This window comes from Microbacterium sp. NPDC089987 (assembly GCF_044748505.1).
Classification (GTDB): domain Bacteria; phylum Actinomycetota; class Actinomycetes; order Actinomycetales; family Microbacteriaceae; genus Microbacterium.
On sequence record NZ_JBIVGE010000002.1, the window covers coordinates 142,873 to 160,213 of the forward strand.

A 17,341-nucleotide genomic window follows, 5' to 3' on the forward strand; every position below is an offset into this window, starting at 1 on the left:
GGGGCCTTCCTGAGTGCGCGGTGACCGGCCCGTCGGCCAGGGCGAGATCATCCGAGCGGATGACCCCAGTACGCCGCTGCGCCGATGCAGCCGACCTGGCCGGTCGCGTGAACTGGGAACATGGCAGCAGTCCTCTCCGAAACCCACCCTGCAGCGCTCTCCACGGCGAGCGCCACAGGGTCGAGTCCCTCCTCGCTCGCGGTGTCCACCGCGGCGATCCAGGCGAACACCTCCCGCATGCGCGAAGTCTGCACGTCGCCCGTCATGGCGGTCGTCAAGGCCGGCGGGTTCGGCCTCGGCTCCGCGCGCGCGGCTCGTGCCGCTCTCGCCGGCGGCGCGACAGAGCTCGGTGTCGCCACCTGCGCCGAGGCGATCGAGCTGCGTCGTGCAGGCATCGAGGCGCCGATCCTGGCGTGGATGCTGCACGACGACGCTCCGATCCGCGCAGCGGTCGCCGCGCACGTGCGCCTGTCGCCCACGTCCACGCCCCAGCTGCGCAGCATCGTCGAAGCGGCGGCCGCGCTGGGCGTCGTGGCCGAGGTCGAGATCGAGGTGGAGACGGGCATGAACCGCTCCGGAGCTCCCCGCGCCGAATGGCAGCAGCTGTTCGACATGGCGGCGGCGGCCGCGGCATCCGGTCTCGTTCGAGTCGTCGGGGTATGGACCCACCTCTCGGGCATATCGCCGGCGCAGTTCAGCGCGCCTCTGACGCATCTCGCGGATGCCGTCGAGCTGGCCCGCGCGGCGGGACTGCTAGTGCGCAGCCACGCCGCCGCCTCTCGTGCGGCGGCGGTCGACCCGCGGACGCGTCTCGATCTGGTGCGGCTGGGGGCCAGCCTCTTCGGCGTCGAACCCGTGCCGGAACGTCCGCTCGAGCTCGCGCCGGTCGCGAGATGGGAGACCAGGGTGAGCCAGACGCGCGACGTGCTCCCGGGCGAGAGTGTCGGTTACGGGCAGACGGCGATCGCCTCCGCGACCCGGCTGGCGCTGATCCCGGTGGGATACGCCGACGGCATCTCGCGTCGCGCGTCCGGCGACGAGCGATCCATGACGGTGGCCGTCGGCGGTCGGCGCTTTCCGCTCATCGGCGCGATATCGATGGACCAGTCGGTGATCGACGTGGGTGACGCGCCGGTGACCGCCGGCGACCGTGTGGTGCTGCTCGGCGATCCGGCTCGGGGAGAGCCGTCTCTTGCGGAGTGGTCCTCTGCCGTGGGCACGATCCCTCAGGAGGTGCTGACCGCGATCGGTCCGCGCGTCGCCCGGACGGAGGTCGGGGCATGAGCCGGGTCATCGTCCTCTCCGGCGGTGAGAGCACCGAGCACCAGGTCTCGCTGGCATCCGGCGCCGATGTCGCGGAGTCGCTCGCGACGCAGCATCCGGTCATGCCGATCCGCATCGACCGCGCCGGCATGTGGTGGATGGAGGGTGTGAACACCGCGTTCACCGCCTCCGACATCCTCGACGAGCTCGAACCGGACGACGTCGTCTTCCCGGTGCTGCACGGCGGGTGGGGCGAGAACGGCGGACTGCAGCACGAGCTCGAGACCAGGGGCATTCGCTATGTCGGATGCTCGGCGGCCGCCTGCCGGGTCGGGATGTCGAAGCTCGCGACGGCCCGCGCAGCCGTGCGCGGCGGTGTGCCGACGATCCCCACCCGAGTGCTGCGCAGGTCGTCGTATCTCGCCGACCCCGATCTGCACGCCGCCGCCCTCGCCCGCGTCGCGGACTGGCCGCTGATCGTGAAGCCCGATGCCGGTGGATCGAGCGTCGGAGTCGCGGTGGTGTCGTCGCTGCGGGAGCTGCGTGCAGCGCTCGACGTCGCCTTCGAGTTGGATCCGGTGGTGCTGCTGCAGCCGCTGATTCGCGGGGCGGAGGTGAGCGTGGGCGTCTGGAACGGGAGCGAGCACGCACTGCGCGCCACGGGCGGCTCGCTCGTGCACCTCCCCGAGGGAGAGACCGCCTTCAGCTACGACCACAAGTACTCCGGCGCAGGCGGCTGGCTGGAGATCCCCGCCACGTTCCCCGCGCCGATCCTGCACGACCTGCAGGCTGCCGCGCTGAGCGTGGCTGAAGCGGTCGGGGTGGCGGGGCTGGCGAGGATCGACTTCTTCGTCACGGCGGAGGGGGTCGTGCTCAACGAGATCAACACGATGCCGGGCCTGCGACGCGAATCTCACTTCCCTCGGCTGGTCAGCGCGGCGGGAACCTCGTACGACGAGCTGCTCGACGGGCTCGTGCGTCGAGCAGCCCGGGCATCCGGGCGCTCTGCCGATGACCGGTGGACCGGCCCCGGCATCCGCACGGCGCGTACCATCGGGGCATGACGTCACCCGCTCGCATGCTCTCCCGTATCGCCCTCGGTGGCTTCCTCGCCTTCGCCGGCGTCAGCCACCTCACCGTCGCACGCAAGGAGTTCCAGGCGCAGGTGCCCGAGTGGGTGCCGCTGGATCCCGACACCACCGTCGTGGCATCCGGTGTCGTCGAGGTCGGCCTCGGCACCGCGCTGCTGTTCGCGTGGCGCCGCCGCCGGCTGGTCGGCGTGCTGACCGCGCTGTTCTTCCTCGCGATCTTCCCCGGAAACGTCTCGCAGTGGACCCACCACCGCGACGGATTCGGGCTCGACACCGACATGAAGCGCTTCGCGCGACTGTTCTTCCAGCCGGTGCTCGTCTGGCTCGCGCTGTGGAGCACCCGCCGCGGCTGATCGAGCCCGATCCGCTCCGCCGAGCTCAGACGCTGAGCACCGACGACTCGAGCCGCTGGTACGAGGCCTCCATGCCGTCGGCCATGCCCGTGGCGAGGATCATGTCGCGGGTCTCCTTATCGGGGTACTCGATGAGCACCGTGACGAGCGTCGCGCCGTCCTCCTCGTAGAGGTTCAGGTCGTTCAGCGTCTCGGGACCGTCGGTGCCCTGCATCCGCTCGGTCGTCACCGCGCGACGCGGCGCGTCGACGAGCAGCGTCTCGCCCTCGAACCCGAACGGCTCGCCCTCGGTGTCGCCGACGGGCGCCCACGAGTTGCGGAACGTCTCGCCGGGCTCGTTGCCGACGACGCACTCTGTCATCTCCCAGCCGTCGGGTCCGAGCATCCACCGCTTGATCAGCTCGGGTTCGGTGTAGGCGCGCCAGACCAGCTCGCGCGGGCCCTCGACGAGGCGGGTGATGCGCACGTGCGTGTCGTCGAGCAGTTCGACCCGGGTGCCCTTGCCCTGCGCGTATTCGCGCAGGTCCTGCAGCACGGCATCCAGCTGCGCCATCGCCATGCGGGTGCCCTCGACGGCGCCCATGGCGACGATCTGCTCGAGCGCGTCGAGCGAGACGAAGTGGCTGGTGTTGCGCATGCGGGTGCCCGTGGCGGTGGGCTCGAAGGTGAACTCCATGCGCATCGTGGGCAGGTCGTCGTTCGGGTCGCCCTGCTCGTCAGCGAAGCCGTCGAGCACCTCGAAGCGGTGCGGATGCTCGATGGCGAGGAACTCCCAGTACCCGGATGCCTTCTCGCCGCGGGGTCCGTGCATCGTGTAGGTGGCGCGGCCGCCGACCTCGTGGTGCCACGAGGTGAAGGTCGCCGGCCATCCGGGAGGGCCCCAGAACCGGCCGAGCTGCTCGGGATCGCTGTAGGCGCTCCAGACGCGTTCGATGGGGGCGGCGAGATCGGCGATGACGGTCATCGTCAGGTTCTCGTGGTCGGTGATGATGTCGGTGACAGGCATTTCAGTCTCCTTTGACGGGGCTTTCGGGGTCTTCTTGGGCTGGTGAGCCTGTCGAACCACTCGCCAGCAGGTCATCGAGCCGGGCGATGCGTGCTCGCCAGAGCTCTTCGTATCGGGCGAGAAGCGCCCGCGCGCGGGCGATCATCTCGGGGTTCGCGCGGACCAGCCGCTCGCGTCCCTCGGCGCGCTTGACGATGAGGCCGGCCTCTTCGAGGACGGCGACATGCTTCTGCACCGCCGCGAACGACATCTCGTAGTCGCTCGCGAGGGTGGAGACGGATTGCTCGCGCTCGATCGTCCGGCGCAGGATGTCACGCCGGGTCGAGATCGCGAGCGCATGGAACACACGGTCGATCTCCGCTTCGCTGAGTTCTGTTTGTACAACCATTTGGTTGTACGTTAGGACGAGCGGATGCCCGTGTCAAGAGCTTTGGTGTCGGACGCCAGGCGGACGCCGGAATGTATCAGGACCGAACGAGTCGAGCGATGGCGTCGCTGGCTTCCTTGATCTTGATCTCGGCCGCCGCGCCACCTTCGCGGGCTGCATCGACAACGCAGTGCGTCAGGTGGTCGTCGAGAAGTCCGAGGGCAACAGCGTCGAGAGCGCTTTTCAGAGCGCTGATCTGGGTCAGGATGTCGATGCAGTACTTCTCGTCGTCGACCATCCGAGAGATGCCGCGCGCTTGACCCTCGATGCGCTTCAGCCGGTTGAGGTACCTGTCCTTCTCGGTGATGTAGCCGTGATGGGTGTGGTCAGCGTGGTCTGCGATATCGGTCATGGCCGATCCTTGTCGTTCGGAGGCGAGGATGCTGCGATGCCGCCCCGCACGTCTCGTGCGGGGCGGCATCAGGCATCAGTTCTTGCTGCTGCAGCAGCTCGAGTCGGTCGTGGGCTCGGACGATGATGCCGTCTCGGGTGCGGCCGTGCTGCAGCAGCTGCCGGACTGCACGACGGGGAGCTCGGTGTGCTCGGTGGTGTTCATGGGTTCTTCCTTTCGGTTGGGGGTCAGGTTGTCGGTGTCGCGGTGCTCGTGAAGCCGCGCAGCCGAAGGCTGTTGCCCACGACGAAGACGCTGGAGAGCGCCATGGCGGCTCCGGCGAGCATCGGATTCAGCAGGCCGAGGGCGGCAACAGGAATGGCCGCCACGTTGTAGGCGAAGGCCCAGAACAGGTTCGATTTGATCGTGCTGAGCGTCTTGCGAGACAGCCGGATGGCGTCGACGGCGCTGCGCAGGTCACCACGGATCAAGGTGATGTCGGATGCCTCGATGGCGACGTCGGTGCCCGTGCCCATCGCCAGGCCGAGATCTGCCTGCGCGAGGGCGGGAGCGTCGTTGACGCCGTCGCCCACCATCGCGACGACCTTGCCCTCGCGCAGAAGGCGCGAGACCACGTCGACCTTGTCCTTCGGGAGAACCTCGGCGATGACCTCGTCGATGCCGACCTCCTCGGCGATGCGGTGAGCCACGGCGCGGTTGTCGCCGGTGAGGAGCACGGGCGTCAACCCCAGCGACTTCATCTGCTGGATCGCCTCCGCACTGGTGGGCTTGACGGTGTCCGCGACGACGAGAACGCCACGAGGTTCGCCGTCCCAGCCGACCGCGACGACGGTCTTTCCGGCCTCTTCCGCCTCGGTCTTGGCGAGCGCGACCGGAGCACTCAGCCGGAGAGACCAGTCCTCAAGAAAGGACTCTCGCCCGACGAGCAGGGCGCGCCCCTCGACGACGCCCTGGACGCCCTTGCCCTCGATGTTCGAGAAGCCCTCCACGGCCGGCAGCGTGCCACTCTGCTGCGTCGCGGCCTTGGCGATGGCCTGAGCGATGGGGTGCTCTGAAGCGTCTTCCAGCGCCCCGGTCAGCCGCAGCAGCTCCTCTGCGTCGACACCGGGCTCGGCGACGACATCGACGAGGGTCATCTTGCCGCTGGTGACGGTGCCCGTTTTGTCCAGCACGATGGTGTCGACCTTGCGGGTGGATTCGAGGACCTCGGGCCCTTTGATCAGGATGCCCATCTGCGCGCCGCGGCCGGTGCCGACGAGAAGGGCGGTCGGCGTGGCGAGCCCGAGCGCGCAGGGGCACGCGATGACCAGGACGGCGACGGCCGCAGTGAAGGCGGCGGCGACGGGGAATCCTGCTCCCAGCCACGCACCCAGCGCGATCACCGCGATGAGGATCACGACCGGCACGAAGATGCCGGAGACACGGTCGGCGAGGCGCTGAACCTCCGCCTTCCCCGTCTGAGCGTCTTCGACGAGTCTGGCCATCTGGGCGAGCTGCGTGGCTGAACCGATACGAGTTGCTCGCACAACCAGGCGCCCGCCGGCGTTCACGGTGGCGCCCGTCACCGCGTCGCCTTCCGCGACCTCCACCGGGACGGACTCTCCGGTGAGCATCGACGCGTCGACAGCGGAGGTGCCGGAGACCACGATGCCGTCTGTGGCGATCTTCTCACCGGGGCGGACGATGAACTCATCGCCCACCTGCAGGTCGTCGACCGAGATCTTCACCTCGGACCCGCCCCGGACGACGGAGACCTCCTTGGCGCCGAGCTCCAAGAGAGCACGAAGCGCAGCACCTGCCTGTCGCTTGGAGCGCTTCTCGAAGTAGCGACCAGCGAGGATGAACATCGTCACGCCGGCCCCGACCTCGAGGTAGATGTTCGCGGCGCCGTCCGAGGGCGCGAGCGCGAACTCGAAGCCGTGGGTCATGCCGGGTACGCCCGCGGTTCCGAAGAACAGCGCGTACAGCGACCACAGGAACGCGGCCAGTGTTCCCATCGAGATGAGAGTGTCCATGGTCGCCGCGCCGTGGCGCAGGTTCACCCACGCTGCACGGTGGAAGGGCAGAGCCGCCCACACGATGACCGGTGCCGCCAGCGCGAGCGAAGCCCACTGCCAGTAGGTGAACTGCAGCGCCGGAATCATCGACATCGCGATGACCGGCACCGTCAGCGCGATGGATACGAGCAGGCGAGTGCGCAGAGACGCGAGCTCGGGGTCGGCGTCGTCACCGCCGGCAGGCGCAGCAGCCGACCGCTTCGGCGCGGGCAGTGCGGCGCTGTAGCCGGTTCTCTCCACCTCCGCGATCAGCTCCGACGGGTCGTAACCCGCTGGGACGGTGATCTTCGCCTTCTCCGTGGCGTAGTTGACGGTTGCCGAGACTCCGTCGAGCTTGTTGAGCTTCTTCTCGATGCGCATGGCGCACGACGCGCACGTCATCCCTCCGATCTCCAGCTCCACGCTGGAACCAGTGGACGCGGTGGTGCTCATCACATTCCTTCTTTCGCTGCTCGTGTCAGGTCGTGCCCAGGGCCAGTCGTCCACTCAGGGAAGCGGCTGGATCTCGCTTTCGACGACCCACTTGTGGTTGGTCATCTTCATGCCGTCCACTTCGAGGTCGACCATGTAGACGGTCTCCGAGGTCGAGCTGAAGATGCTCGCGTCGGCTCCGTTCATCCCCGGCATGTGGTCTGCCGTCAGCACCACCTCGGTGCCGTCCGCCAGCGGAGCATCGCCCGGGTTCTCGAGCTCCTCATGCACGACCCAGCGGTGATCGACAACTGGGTCGCCACCGTTGGTCGGCGTATAGGTCACGGAGTACGTCGTGGTGTCGAACGCGCCGGAGATCGTCGCTTCCGCGCCTTCCATTCCGGGCATGTGATCCGCCGTGAGCCGCACCTTCGACCCGACCGGAAAGGTCGGATCGGCCGCTGCGGCGATGCCGTCCGGCGCCGGGCCGCCGTCGGGTGCGTGGTCGTGTCCCGCCATCGCACCGTCGTCATTGTGGTCGTCTGCATTGCTCATACCGTCGCCTCCTTCTGCGTTGTGCCCATCGCCCATCGCCTCCTCCTGCCAGGCCGCGACGACAGAGGGCGGAACCACGACGCTCGCCAGGGCGTATGCGCCGCCGAAGGCGACGACGAGTCCGGCTCCGTAGATCGCGATCCGCCCCGCCGCGTTCATGCTGACCGAACCGCCGTGTATCCGGCTTCCTCGACGGCGGCGAGCACCGCCGCGTCATCGATCTCATCGGTGCTGTCGACCACGAGCTTGCCGGTCTGGGCGCTCACCTGGATGTTCTGCACGCCGTCGATCTCGCTGACCTCTTCGCGCACCGACATCTCGCAGTGCCCGCACGTCATTCCGGTCACCTGGTACTCGCTGGTTGCCATGTCACTCTCCTCTCATACCCCCGGTGGGTATGCATCGACTATAACGTATACCGGAGGGGGGTATTCCAATAGGCCGGAAAGACGGATGCGATCGGATGCCCTGATGGCCTGCTTCCGCGGGTGCGGGCCCCCGAGAGGGCTCGCCTCAGCGCTTCCCGAACACCGCGTGCAGCAGCGGCACGACCGAGGCGCACATCAGACCGACGCCCCACCCGGATGTCGGCTCGAGCAGCAGCACGCCGCCGATCAGCATCCCGCCGAACAGCACAGCCGACACTGCGCGATACGCGACGCGGATGATGCGGTCGAGGCGCAGCTCGAGGCTCGAGATGTCGAAGGTGAGCGACCCCGAGTCGAGCCGGTTGAGAACTCCGTCGACGCGGGCGGGCAGGCGCCACAGCGTCGACATGTTCGTCATCGCCTGGTCGCGAACGTCCTGCATGAGGTTGCCGCTCTCGTCGCGCAGCAGCTTGGTGGCGTACGGCTCGACCGGCTCCCAGATGTTGAACGCCGGATCGAGCGCGCTGCACACGCCCGAGGTGAGCGACACCGCGCGCAGAAGCAGCAGCAGCTTCTCGGGGAACTGCACGGGCAGCGACCGCACGGTCTCGCCGAACTCCATGCCGAACCGCTGCAGCTCGCGCGGGTCGACGTCGCGCAGCTCGTTGAAGCCCATGCCGCCGAACCGGGCGAACAGCACGGTGAGCGCGCGTTCGAGCTCGGCGGTGTTCGTCGACGGCAGCAGCACGCCGATCTGCTGCGCCGCGACGATGAGGCCGTGACTGTCGCGTGACGCGACGGCGATGACCAGCGTGCGCAGGCCGCCGCGGATGCCGTCGGGCACCTCGGCCATCATCCCGAAGTCGATGAAGGTGAGGCGCCAATCGCGCCCCTCGAGGGGCGTCACGAAGACGTTCCCGGGATGCGGGTCGGCGTGCACGAACGAGTACGTGAAGACCTGGTCGAGCATCACCTGGGCGAACACCTGCGCGACGTCCGCGGGGTCGATCCCGGCCGCGCGCAGCGCCGTAAGGTCGCTGATCTTGATCGCGGTGACGTCTTCAAGCGTCAGCACCTTGCGCGTCGAGCGCTCCCACACGACCGCGGGGGCTCCGACCCGCGCATCCGAGGCGAAATCTGCAGCGAAGCGCTCGGCGCTGGCGGCCTCGTGCAGGTAGTCGATCTCCTCGTGGCAGGTCGCAGCGAACTCCTCGACGAGCGCGGGCGCATCGACGCGGGATGCCACGGCGCGCACCCGCTGGGCCCAGCGAGACACCCGGCGCAGGGCCGCGAGGTCGACCGCGACGATCTCGTCGATGCTCGGGCGCTGCACCTTCACGATCACCCGGTCGAGGCCGGTGTCGGCGGCGTCGGTCGCCGAGAGGGTGGCGCGGTGCGCCTGACCGAGGGATGCCGCGGCCACTGGCTCCGGGTCGAAGGACGTGAAGGCCTCAGCCAGGGGCATCCCGAGCTCGGCCTCGGCCGCCGCGCGGATGTCCTCGAACCTCTCGGCAGGCACCTCATCCTGCAGATCGGCGAGCTCAGCGGTGATCTCCGGCGGCAGCACGTCCAGGCGCGACGACATGAACTGCCCGACCTTGATCATGAGTCCGCCGAGCTCGACGGCGAGCGCCCGGAAGCGGCGCGCGAGGCGCAGCATCCGGGCATCCCGAGTCTGATCGGCGACGCGACCCAACCCGAGGCGGGGCAGCACCAGCTCGAACCACCAGATCTGCGCGAACGCGCGTGCGGCGAAGCGCAGGATGCGGCGATAGCGAGTCCGGTGCATACCCGAACCCCCTTCTGGCGCGGTCACCCCTCGGCGAGGATCGCGTACAGCCTACGCCGGGCGTCTTCGAGGATCTCGACGCCCTCCTTGACCTGTTCGGGTGTGCCCGTGCGCGCGAGCTGCGCGGTCGCACTGGCGAGCTCCATGCCCGCCTTCGGCAGGCCGCCGAGGTGGCTCTGCGCACCGCCGCGCTGACCGGCACTCTCCCACGGGGCGGGCTTGGCGGCGAGCGCCTCCGACTCGGCGATACCGGCGTCGGTGAGCGAGTACGTCTTACGTCCGCCCTGCTCGTCGGCCGTGATGAGACCCTCGTCAGCGAGCAGCTGCAGGGTCGGGTAGACCGAGCCGGCGCTGGGCTTCCACGCTCCGCCGGAGCGCTCGCCGATCTCGCTGATGATCTGGTAGCCGTGCATCGGCCACTCAGCGAGCAGCGAGATGACAGCCGAGCGCACGTCACCGCGCGCCATACGCGAGCCGCCGCTGCGCTGCTCGAATCCGCTGCGCAGCTGCTCGACGGCCTCCCAGACGCCGGCGAGCGGATTGCCCGCGCCGTTGCTGGAGCCGAAGTTGAACCCACTGGAGGGGAACGATCCGTTCATGATGACCTCCTGTTGTTGAACGATGGTTAACGATATGTCGCTTACTGTCGTTCGGCAAGGGGTCAGGGCTGTGAATCCGCTCCACCGCGCTCCGCCGCGAGCTCGGTCAGCTCGGCAGCCGCCTCGCGCAGCGCGCGCACGACCTCGACGACCGTGGCATCGGTGATCCGCGCCGCGGGACCCGAAACCGACACGGCGGCGGGCTGGCCGAGCCCCTGCACCGAGACGGCGATGCAGCGCACGCCCACCTCCTGCTCGCTGTCGTCGGCGGCGAAGCCGCGTCCGCGGGCACGGCGCAGGTCAGTGATGAACGCCTCTTCGTCGGTGATGGTCTGCGGCGTGAAGCGCGGCAGACCGGTGCGCGTGATCAGTGCACGCACCTGGCGTTCAGGCATGGTCGAAAGCATCGCCTTCCCGACGCCGGTCGAGTGCGGCAGCACGCGCCGGCCGATCTCGGTGAACATGCGCATGCGCTGGCGAGAGGCGACCTGCCCGGCGTACAGCACGAGGTCGCCGTCGAGCACGGCGAAGTTCGCCGTCTCGTGGAACCGGTCCTCGAGCCGGCGCAGCAGCGGCTGGGCGGCGTCGGCGAGCGGCGGCACGGCGTGTCTGCCGAGCGAGATCAGGCTCGCGCCGAGCGCGTAGCGGCGGTCCTCCAGCTGCCGCACGTAGCCGAGATGGTTGAGCGTGCCGAGCAGACGGTGCGCGGTCGGCACCGCGAGTCCGGTGCGGGCGGCGATGGATGCCAGCGAGGCTTCGCCTCCGGATGCTGACAGCGCCTCCAGCAGTGAGAAGGCACGCGCCACGGATTGCACCGTCCCGGCCGGCGTCACGCCGGTGGTCGGGGTGCGTCGGCCTGGGGTTGCAGCTGTTCCCTCCATGAGTTCCATCATATGAAATCGCTGCTCCAAAAGGTGCACCCGTGCCTAATCTGGAACTGCACTTTTGGAGGGGAATGACATGACGACCACGCGCCGGATCGTCGCCATCACCTATGCCACGGCGGCACAGGCGGTCGACCTCGCAATGCAGATCGGTGCCGAACGCGGTGTCCGCCCCGTGGTGGCGGTGGCCGACCCGACGATGACGGTGATCGCCTTCGGCATGGCCGACGGCGCGACGCCGCACAGCGTCGAGACCAGTCGGCGCAAGGCCGCGACCTCGGCATCCACCCGCCGCCGCACCGGCTTGATCCCCGAGGCCTTCGCCGTCGCGCTGCCGCTCGGCACGGGCGGCCAGCTGACGACGATCGACGGCGGCGTCCCCATCTACTTCGGCGACGAGCATGCCGGCGGCCTCGGGGTCGCCGGCGGCACCCCCGCGCAGGACGCGGAGATCGCCCTGGAGACCCTGCGCCGCATCGGCGCTCGAACAGAAGGAATGGAACTATGACCTCGCACCTCAGTCGCGCCGATCTCTCGGTCGCCGCTCCCATCGTCGAGTTCGCCGAGGCGGCGCTCGCCGAGAGCGGGCGTGACATCGACGAGTTCTGGGGCGGCGCCAGTGCGATCATCCACGAACTCGGCCCTCGCAATGCAGAGCTGCTTGCGAAGCGCGACGAGCTGCAGCAGAAGATCGACGAGTTCCACCGCGCCAACCCGGGCGTTCCCGACAAGGACGCCTACCGCGCCCTGCTCACCGAGATCGGCTACCTGGTTCCGGTGCCCGAGAACGTGTCGGCGACCACCGAGAACGTCGACCCCGAGATCGCCACCATGGCGGGCCCGCAGCTGGTCGTGCCGCTGCTGAACGCCCGCTTCGCGATCAACGCCGCGAACGCCCGCTGGGGTTCGCTGTACGACGCGCTGTACGGCACCGACGCGATCGACCAGACCGGTGAGCTGGCGCCCGGCAAGGAGTTCAACGTCGCGCGGGCCGCTGCGGTCGTCGAGCGAGGCCGCGAGCTGCTCGATGAGATCGCGCCGCTCACCGAGGGCTCGCACCGCGATGCCACCGCCTACGCCGTGGACGCCGACGGGCTGATCGTGCGCACCGAGGGTGGCGACCGCCGGCTGGCCGACCCCGACACCTTCGTCGGATACACCGGCGAAGCGGATGCCCCGGCCGCCGTGCTGCTCGTGCACCACGGCCTGCACGCCGAGATCGTCATCGACCGCTCCGGGCGCATCGGCGCGACCGACGCCGCAGGTGTGCAGGACATCATCCTCGAATCGGCGATCACGACGATCCTCGACCTCGAGGACTCCGTTGCCGCCGTCGACGGCGAGGACAAGGCTCTCGGCTACCGCAACTGGCGCGCATTCATGGACGGCTCGATCAGCGAGTCGGTCACCAAGAACGGGCGCACCTTCACGCGTGTGCCGAACGCCGACCGCGTCTACACCACCGCCGATGGCGGCGAGATCACCCTGCCTGGCCGCGCGGTGCTGTTCATCCGCAACGTCGGCCACCTCATGCGCACGCCCGCCGTGCTCGATCGCAACGGCGAGGAGGTGTTCGAGGGCATCCTCGACGCCATCATGACCTCGCTCGGCTCGCTGCCCGAGCTCGAGGGCCCGAACAAGGGCACCAACTCGCGCACCGGCTCGATGTACATCGTGAAGCCCAAGATGCACGGCCCGGAAGAGGTCGCGTTCGCCGCCGAGCTGTTCGCCCGCGCCGAGCAGCTGCTCGGTCTGCCCGCGCGCACGATGAAGATCGGCATCATGGACGAGGAGCGCCGCACCTCGGCGAACCTCAAGGCCGCCATCGCCGCGGCATCCGACCGCGTCGCCTTCATCAACACCGGATTCCTCGATCGCACCGGCGACGAGATCCACACCTCGATGCACGCCGGCCCCTTCCTGCCGAAGGCTTTGATCAAGCAGCAGCCGTTCATGAAGGCCTATGAGGACCGCAACGTCTCGATCGGGCTGGAGGCCGGCCTCGACGGTCACGCGCAGATCGGCAAGGGCATGTGGGCCGAGCCCGACCTCATGCACGACATGCTCGAGAAGAAGATCGCGCACCCGCAGTCGGGGGCATCCACCGCCTGGGTGCCGTCGCCCACCGCCGGGACTCTGCACGCCCTGCACTACCACCAGGTCGACCCGATGGCCGTGCGCGCGACCCTCACCCCCACGGGTGACGACGCGCTCGACGCGCTGCTGGTTCCGCCGCTGGCCGGCGAAGGCGACCTGACCTCGGAGGTCGTCGCGCAGGAGATCGACAACAACGTGCAGTCGATCCTCGGCTATGTCGTGCGCTGGATCGACCAGGGCATCGGCGTCTCGAAGGTGCCCGACATCCACGACGTCGGCCTGATGGAAGACCGCGCGACCCTGCGGATCTCGAGCCAGCTCCTCGCCAACTGGCTGACCCACGGAGTGATCACCGAAGAGCAGATCGACGACAGCCTGCGCCGCCTGGCCGTGGTCGTCGACGAGCAGAACGCCGGAGACCCGAACTACGAGAAGCTCGCCTTCGCCGAGGGCGAGAAGCCGGGCATCGCGTTCACCGCCGCCCGTCGCCTGATCGTCGAGGGCGCAGCCCAGCCCAGCGGATACACCGAACCGCTGCTGCACGGCCTGCGCCGCGAGAAGAAGGCCGAGCAGGCCTCGGCCTGACCCTGGTTCGAGGTTTCGGGGGGCGGATGCTGTGGCATTCGCTCCCCCTACCTGGTTGGTGCCGTGCCAGGAGGGGTCCCGACGCGCGTCGCGCCCGGCCGCGCGGAGGTAGGCGAACACGCGAGCGTCGGAGATTCCCGCCGGGATTCGTCCTACCTCGGGTTGTTCGCCTACCTCGGGTGAGCGGCGCAGGCGGGAACGCGGCTTCCTGGCTTCCGTCCTCCCCTCGGCCCGACCGCACCGAGGTAGGCGAACACGCGAGCGTCGGAGATTCCTGGCCGAATGCGTCCTACCGCGGGTTGTTCGCCTACCTCGGATGAGCGGCGCAGGCGGGAACGCGCCTTCCTGGCATCCGTCCTCCCCTCGGCCCGGCCGCGCGGAGGTAGGCGACCGCACCAACGTCGGAGTTTCCCGGCCGGATGCGTCCTACCTCGGGTTGTTCGCCTACGCCGAGTGAGCGGCGCAGGGGGAACGCGGCTCCCTGGCATCCGCCCTCCCCGGTGCCGTGCCGCGCGGAGGTAGGCGAACACGCGAGCGTCGGAGATTCCTGGCCGAATGCGTCCTACCTCGGGTTGTTCGCCTACCTCGGATGAGCGGCGCCTGGGATGAGCGGCGACGGCGGCACAGGGGCTGGCAGACGCTGGCGCCGGCGTCAACCCTTCTGCCACAGCGTTCCGACGAGACGTACTGTCGTCTCATGAGCGAGCTCACCGCCCCGACCGGGCGCGAACCGGCGCTGCGCGCCATTCCGCGAGACGACGGCTCGGCGCCCCGCGTGCTGGTGTTCGGTGCGACCGGGTACATCGGCGGGCGCCTCACCCCGCGGCTGCTGAACGCCGGGTACCGGGTTCGGGTGCTGGCGCGAGATGCGGCGCGCGCGCAGTCGTTCGCGTGGGGTCGCGACGTCGAGATCGTCGAGGGCGAGGCGCAGGATCGGGATGCGGTGGCCGCCGCCATGCGCGACGTCGACGTCGTCTACTACCTGGTGCACTCGATGACCGGCGGCAAGGACTTCGAGAAGCAGGACACCGCGGCGGCCGAAGCAGTGGCGGATGCCGCGGCCGCGGCCGGCGCGAGCCGGATCGTGTACCTCGGCGGGCTGCATCCGGACGATGCCGAGCTGTCACCGCACCTGCGGTCGCGGGTGCGGGTGGGCGAGATCTTCCTCGAGTCCGGTGTGCCGACGCTGGTGCTGCAGGCCGGTGTCGTGATCGGGTCGGGGTCGGCGTCGTTCGAGATGATCCGGCACCTGACCGACGTGCTGCCGTACATGCCGGCGCCGAAGTGGGTGCGCAATCGCATCCAGCCGATCGCGATCCGCGACGTGCTGCACTACCTGCTGGGCGCGGCACGCGTCGACGAGTCAGTGAATGCGGCGGTCGACGTCGGCGGCCCGGACGTGCTGCGGTACGGGCAGATGATGAACGGCTACGCCCTCGAGGCGGGGCTGCGGCAGCGCGCGATCGCGTCGCTGCCGGTGCTGACCCCGCGGCTGGCATCGCACTGGGTCAACCTCGTCACGCCGGTGCCGCGCTCGATCGCGCGACCGCTGGTCGAGTCGCTGCAGAACGAGTGCGTGATGAAGAACCACGCGATCGACGACCTGATCCCCCGCCCGGAGGGCGGTCTCACGCCGTATCGCCGAGCGGTGGCTCTCGCGCTGGGCCGGGTGGATGCCGATGGCGTCGAGACCAGCTGGCAGGATGCCGAGGTGTCGGGCGCTCCGAGCGATCCGCTGCCGAGCGACCCGGATTGGGCCGGCCGCACGGTGTTCACCGACGAGCGGTCGGTGCACACGACCGCGCCGGTGACCGAGGTGTGGCGCGTGATCACGGGGATCGGCGGCGAGAACGGCTGGTATTCGTCGCGGTTCCTGTGGGCGGTGCGCGGGGTGATGGACCGCGTGATCGGCGGGGTCGGGCTGCGTCGGGGGCGGCGCAGCCGCTCGAGTGTGCGTCCGGGTGACGCCGTCGACTTCTGGCGCGTCGAGGCGGTGGAGGAGCCTCTCGTGCTCGACTCGGGTTCCCGCGGCGGGCTGCTGCGGCTGCGCGCCGAGATGATCGTGCCGGGCTCGGCGTGGCTGGAGTTGCGCGCTGTTCCGGATGCCGACGGCACCCGGTACGAGCAGCGCGCCGTCTTCTTCCCGCGGGGCCTGCTCGGCCGGCTGTACTGGCTGGCGGTGCTGCCGTTCCACGGCTTCATCTTCACGGGGATGGCCGCCCGCATCACGGCCGAGGCTGAGCATGGCGGCTCTCGGTGACGAGCGCCGCCTTGCTGACGCACGTGCCTGGGTACTAAGCGCCTGCCACCGCGCTCTCGCTGCGCTCTCGCCGCGCGGACGTACTGAGCGCCCAACACCGTGCCCATTGCCCCCGCCCCGCCGCACTCCAGCCGCATGGACGTAGGCGAACGCACGAGCACAGGTGAACTTCGCGAGAATCGGCCTACCTCGGGTTGGTCGCCTACTTGTGACGAGCGTTAGTTCCGAACCGCTCGCACCATCGAACGATTAACGATAGATTCTCATCGTCAATCAACGAGAGGTGCAGCCATGCGAAACGGAACCATCCTCGCCCTGCGCATCGGGATCGCGCTCGCCCTTGCGGGTTCGCTGGTCGTGCAGGTGATGATCCTCCCGGCGGTCTGGCGAGACCTCGAGGGCGAGGCGCTGTGGGGACGCATCGCGTTCGTGGGCATCGCAGCGCTCGGTGTTCTCACCATGCAGGTCTTCGCGGTCTCCGTGTGGGTGCTGCTGACGCGTGTGCGCCGCGGCTCGATCTTCCAGGACTCGTCGTTCCGGTACGTCGATGTGATCATCGGCGCGATCACGGTGGCTGCCGCGCTGGCGTTCGCTCTCGCCGCGCTGCTGGCGCCGGGCGAGATCGCACCCGGGGTCGTCGGGTTGATCGCCGGCGCCGGGCTGGTGCTCGCCGGCTTCGCATTGCTCGTCGTCGTGATGAAGGCTCTGCTGCGCCAGGCGATCGAGCGCGACGCCGAGGCGCGCACCCTGCGCGATGAACTGGGCGAGGTGATCTGATGCCGGTGATCGTCGACATCGACGTGATGCTCGCCCGCCGCAAGATGAGCGTCGGCGAACTCGCCGACCGCATCGGCATCACCCCGACCAACCTCGCGGTGCTGAAGAACGGCCGCGCGAAGGCGGTGCGCTTCACCACGCTGGATGCCCTGTGTGAGGCCCTCGAGTGCCAGCCGGGCGACCTGCTGCGTTGGGTACCCGACGACGCTTCGGACACCTTCTGAGCACCTCCGCTTCCTCAGCACCCCGGCCCCTGATCACCGCCGACCCCTGAGCACCCTCGACCTCATCGCAGCCCCCCGGTCGTTGAGCGAGCGCCAGCGAGTCGAAACGCGCCCCATCGCAGCCCCCCGGTCGTTGAGCGAGCGCCAGCGAGTCGAAACGCGCCCCATCACCCGAGAGGGTTTGTCAACGGGCATCCGGAGTGCATCCCCGGGATGACACGCTGAACTCCACTGACAGACAGG

At 69.2% G+C, this 17,341-nt stretch carries 19 protein-coding genes; 8 read left to right on the forward strand and 11 right to left on the reverse strand.

What is annotated here, in order from left to right; genetic code table 11:
- Nucleotides 1–47: 47 nt before the first annotated feature.
- Entirely contained in the window at nucleotides 48–239 is a 192-nt protein-coding gene (locus ACIPV2_RS08370; RefSeq protein WP_400840227.1) for a hypothetical protein, read from the reverse strand.
- Here ACIPV2_RS08370 and alr point away from each other — a divergent pair.
- Genes alr through ACIPV2_RS08385 form a run of 3 tightly spaced genes read left to right on the forward strand, consistent with a single transcriptional unit; the run spans nucleotide 238 to nucleotide 2,707 of the window.
- A complete protein-coding gene (alr, locus tag ACIPV2_RS08375) occupies nucleotides 238–1,284 on the forward strand; it encodes an alanine racemase (protein WP_400840230.1) in 1,047 nt (348 codons plus the stop codon). The genes ACIPV2_RS08370 and alr overlap by 2 nt on opposite strands.
- Nucleotides 1,281–2,327: an ATP-grasp domain-containing protein gene (locus ACIPV2_RS08380; protein WP_400840232.1), complete on the forward strand. Its 1,047-nt coding sequence runs from the start codon at nucleotides 1,281–1,283 to the stop codon at nucleotides 2,325–2,327. Before alr ends, ACIPV2_RS08380 begins: the two co-directional genes overlap by 4 nt.
- Nucleotides 2,324–2,707: a MauE/DoxX family redox-associated membrane protein gene (locus tag ACIPV2_RS08385; RefSeq protein ID WP_400840234.1), complete on the forward strand. Its 384-nt coding sequence runs from the start codon at nucleotides 2,324–2,326 to the stop codon at nucleotides 2,705–2,707. Before ACIPV2_RS08380 ends, ACIPV2_RS08385 begins: the two co-directional genes overlap by 4 nt.
- Before the next feature lie 25 nt (nucleotides 2,708–2,732).
- Here ACIPV2_RS08385 and ACIPV2_RS08390 read toward each other — a convergent pair whose 3' ends face one another.
- From ACIPV2_RS08390 to ACIPV2_RS08435, 10 genes are all read right to left on the reverse strand, one after another.
- Nucleotides 2,733–3,713 carry an SRPBCC domain-containing protein gene (locus ACIPV2_RS08390; protein ID WP_400840237.1) on the reverse strand — a complete coding sequence of 327 codons (981 nt, stop codon included), beginning with the start codon at nucleotides 3,711–3,713 and terminating at the stop codon, nucleotides 2,733–2,735.
- 1 nt (nucleotide 3,714) lies between these two features.
- Nucleotides 3,715–4,101: a helix-turn-helix transcriptional regulator gene (locus ACIPV2_RS08395; protein WP_101187893.1), complete on the reverse strand. Its 387-nt coding sequence runs from the start codon at nucleotides 4,099–4,101 to the stop codon at nucleotides 3,715–3,717.
- A 76-nt stretch (nucleotides 4,102–4,177) separates the two neighbouring features.
- Nucleotides 4,178–4,492, reverse strand: a complete 315-nt coding sequence (locus tag ACIPV2_RS08400; protein WP_400840238.1) for a metal-sensitive transcriptional regulator — start codon at nucleotides 4,490–4,492, stop codon at nucleotides 4,178–4,180.
- Between the two features lie 75 nt (nucleotides 4,493–4,567).
- Nucleotides 4,568–4,696, reverse strand: a complete 129-nt coding sequence (locus tag ACIPV2_RS08405; protein ID WP_400840240.1) for a hypothetical protein — start codon at nucleotides 4,694–4,696, stop codon at nucleotides 4,568–4,570.
- Nucleotides 4,697–4,719: 23 nt separating this feature from the next.
- Nucleotides 4,720–6,981 carry a heavy metal translocating P-type ATPase gene (locus ACIPV2_RS08410; protein WP_400840242.1) on the reverse strand — a complete coding sequence of 754 codons (2,262 nt, stop codon included), beginning with the start codon at nucleotides 6,979–6,981 and terminating at the stop codon, nucleotides 4,720–4,722.
- A gap of 54 nt (nucleotides 6,982–7,035) precedes the next feature.
- Nucleotides 7,036–7,674 (reverse strand): YdhK family protein, encoded by a 639-nt coding sequence (locus tag ACIPV2_RS08415; RefSeq protein WP_400840244.1) that lies wholly within the window; start codon nucleotides 7,672–7,674, stop codon nucleotides 7,036–7,038.
- Nucleotides 7,671–7,883, reverse strand: coding sequence for a heavy-metal-associated domain-containing protein (locus ACIPV2_RS08420; RefSeq protein WP_400840246.1), 213 nt, complete (start codon nucleotides 7,881–7,883; stop codon nucleotides 7,671–7,673). Before ACIPV2_RS08420 ends, ACIPV2_RS08415 begins: the two co-directional genes overlap by 4 nt.
- A 145-nt stretch (nucleotides 7,884–8,028) precedes the next feature.
- A complete protein-coding gene (locus tag ACIPV2_RS08425; protein ID WP_400840248.1) occupies nucleotides 8,029–9,672 on the reverse strand; it encodes an ABC1 kinase family protein in 1,644 nt (547 codons plus the stop codon).
- A 23-nt stretch (nucleotides 9,673–9,695) separates the two neighbouring features.
- A complete protein-coding gene (locus tag ACIPV2_RS08430; RefSeq protein WP_400840250.1) occupies nucleotides 9,696–10,271 on the reverse strand; it encodes a PadR family transcriptional regulator in 576 nt (191 codons plus the stop codon).
- A 62-nt stretch (nucleotides 10,272–10,333) separates the two neighbouring features.
- Complete coding sequence (locus ACIPV2_RS08435; protein ID WP_101187884.1) at nucleotides 10,334–11,152, reverse strand: IclR family transcriptional regulator; 819 nt, start codon at nucleotides 11,150–11,152, stop codon at nucleotides 10,334–10,336.
- Between the two features lie 79 nt (nucleotides 11,153–11,231).
- Here ACIPV2_RS08435 and ACIPV2_RS08440 point away from each other — a divergent pair, with 79 nt between their 5' ends.
- From ACIPV2_RS08440 to ACIPV2_RS08460, 5 genes are all read left to right on the forward strand, one after another.
- Nucleotides 11,232–11,663, forward strand: coding sequence for a heme-binding protein (locus ACIPV2_RS08440; protein ID WP_400840252.1), 432 nt, complete (start codon nucleotides 11,232–11,234; stop codon nucleotides 11,661–11,663).
- Nucleotides 11,660–13,837, forward strand: a complete 2,178-nt coding sequence (locus ACIPV2_RS08445; RefSeq protein ID WP_400840254.1) for a malate synthase G — start codon at nucleotides 11,660–11,662, stop codon at nucleotides 13,835–13,837. The genes ACIPV2_RS08440 and ACIPV2_RS08445 overlap by 4 nt, the downstream gene beginning before the upstream one ends.
- A 697-nt stretch (nucleotides 13,838–14,534) precedes the next feature.
- Nucleotides 14,535–16,097 carry an SDR family oxidoreductase gene (locus ACIPV2_RS08450; RefSeq protein WP_400840256.1) on the forward strand — a complete coding sequence of 521 codons (1,563 nt, stop codon included), beginning with the start codon at nucleotides 14,535–14,537 and terminating at the stop codon, nucleotides 16,095–16,097.
- A gap of 291 nt (nucleotides 16,098–16,388) precedes the next feature.
- A complete protein-coding gene (locus ACIPV2_RS08455) occupies nucleotides 16,389–16,874 on the forward strand; it encodes a DUF2975 domain-containing protein (protein WP_400840258.1) in 486 nt (161 codons plus the stop codon).
- A complete protein-coding gene (locus ACIPV2_RS08460) occupies nucleotides 16,874–17,098 on the forward strand; it encodes a helix-turn-helix domain-containing protein (protein WP_400840260.1) in 225 nt (74 codons plus the stop codon). Before ACIPV2_RS08455 ends, ACIPV2_RS08460 begins: the two co-directional genes overlap by 1 nt.
- The last annotated feature ends 243 nt before the right edge of the window (nucleotides 17,099–17,341 follow it).